This window comes from Acinetobacter sp. 228, assembly GCF_048147885.1.
Window position 1 is genome coordinate 1 of record NZ_JAYWYV010000114.1, and the last position, 1,880, is coordinate 1,880.

General features: G+C 38.6%; 4 protein-coding genes. 2 read left to right on the forward strand and 2 right to left on the reverse strand.

Annotation, left to right across the window (positions count from 1 at the left end; genetic code table 11):
• Both VXQ92_RS16400 and VXQ92_RS16405 read left to right on the forward strand, forming a co-directional pair.
• The coding region (locus tag VXQ92_RS16400) for a MotA/TolQ/ExbB proton channel family protein (RefSeq protein ID WP_416682543.1) at positions 1–341 on the forward strand (341 nt) is incomplete at its 5' end.
• Entirely contained in the window at positions 341–745 is a 405-nt protein-coding gene (locus tag VXQ92_RS16405) for an ExbD/TolR family protein (protein WP_000885431.1), read from the forward strand. The genes VXQ92_RS16400 and VXQ92_RS16405, both read left to right, overlap by 1 nt.
• A gap of 60 nt (positions 746–805) precedes the next feature.
• On the opposite strand, the gene msrA is transcribed toward VXQ92_RS16405, so the two are convergent.
• Together msrA and VXQ92_RS16415 are read right to left on the reverse strand one after the other, a co-directional pair.
• A complete protein-coding gene (gene msrA, locus VXQ92_RS16410) occupies positions 806–1,327 on the reverse strand; it encodes a peptide-methionine (S)-S-oxide reductase MsrA (protein WP_001183413.1) in 522 nt (173 codons plus the stop codon).
• Between the two features lie 100 nt (positions 1,328–1,427).
• On the reverse strand, positions 1,428–1,880 hold a 453-nt coding region (locus VXQ92_RS16415), incomplete at its 5' end, for a DUF4105 domain-containing protein (RefSeq protein WP_416682544.1).

Genomic DNA, 1,880 nt, shown 5'->3' on the forward strand with positions numbered 1-1,880 from the left:
TTTTAGGAACAATTGCTTCAATTGCACCATTCGTTGGTTTGTTTGGTACAGTATGGGGTATTTTCCACGCGTTAGTTGCTGTGGGTAAGAGCGGACAGGCAGGTTTAGCTCAAGTGGCTACACCAGTAGGTGAAGCACTTATTATGACTGGTCTTGGTCTAGCAGTTGCGATTCCAGCGGTATTGGCTTATAACATCTGTGTACGTGCGAATCGTGGCCTTGCTCATGATTTACAAGATCAAGCACACAGTTTGTTAATCGACACCATGTTGCAGCAAGACTCAACTGTAAAGTCTGATGTTAAAACTGCACAGCAAAGTTATGTTGGAGGTCAAGCTTAATGGCTTTTCAATTGGGTGAAGACCACGATAGTGGCATGAATGAGATGAATCTCATTCCGCTAATCGACATTATGTTGGTGTTAATGATCATCTTTTTGGTCACAGCAACAGTTGCCAACCCATCGATTCCATTAACGCTTCCTAAAACAACTGCTGAAATTATTGATCCACCACCAAAAGCAATTACGATTAGTATCAATGCAAATGGTGAAGTGGCTTGGGATACTCAAGTAATTAGCCTTGATGAGCTTCAAAAACGTTTCCAAGAAGCAGGTCAAGGTGCGGTTAAACCGACAGTTCAACTTCGCGCTGATAAAGAGTCGAAGTACGATACTGTTGCTCAGGTAATGTCTCGCGCCAGTGAAGCCGGACTGAGCGATATTGCCTTTGTAAGTGAAAACTAAAATCTAGTTTCACGTAATAAAAAAGCAACCAATTCGGTTGCTTTTTTATTTTCTCATTTATTAATTTTTCATGAGATGTTGAAATTTACTATGTAACTTTAACAGCTTAGGTGGAATTGCAAAGTTGCAGTAACCTTGTGAAGGGTTTTTTTCATAGTAATTTTGATGATAGTCTTCTGCCGGATAGAATGTAGGAGCAGGAGATAATTCAGTCACAATATCAAGATCGTCATCTTTTAACGTCTGAATGGTGTGTTCTGCTGCCTGCTTTTGCTCTTCATTAAAATAGTAAATAACAGAGCGGTATTGAGTACCAATATCATTACCTTGGCGGTTTAAAGTCGTTGGATCATGCGTTGCAAAGAATACATCAAGTAACTGAGAATATGTAACTTGTTGTTCATCAAAGTCGATAAGAACCACTTCAGCATGCTGAGTGTCACCTTGACATACTTGCTCATAAGTTGGGTGAGTTGTATGCCCACCAGCATAACCACTTGTTACTTTTTCTACACCACGTATTTGTAAAAATACGGCTTCGACACACCAAAAACAGCCGCCGCCAAATAATGCCTGTTGCATTGTTTTTTCCTCTATTTCCTGCCTATTACAATAGGGTTTATCTAGTTAGATTACAAAGTAAAGCGTGTATAAAAAAGTAAAGAAAAGTGCATTACTTATTTCATTTTACTTTAGGTAAACCCTGTCGAACAATTTGAGAGAAATGCTCACTGCTTTGGTCTGCAAATTGTTCGAAATGTTCAGTACGTGGGTTAATGTGTGCAATTTGGTACCACTGTTTCAAGCTAATATTTTGATCGAGTGCTTTAAGATCATATAAATAATTAGGCAAGTAACCAGAGGCAATTAACCGATAATCTTTAGGAAGCTGATATGGGTTAATGGCTTGAACCATATCAAAAATTAAAGTTGTACAATTACTTGTGAGCGTATTGTACCACTTTGGTTCTGCACGTAGTTCATCTGCTTTTTTAAGATATTCTAAAAAGAGCGCTTTTTGCTCAGAGCGAGGCATATTGACCGGGAAATTATAAACTTGCTCTTTACGGATATTGCTACGCGTGTAGACAATATCTTTTTCATCAGATGCAATTAAGCTCAGTTCATATTTTCT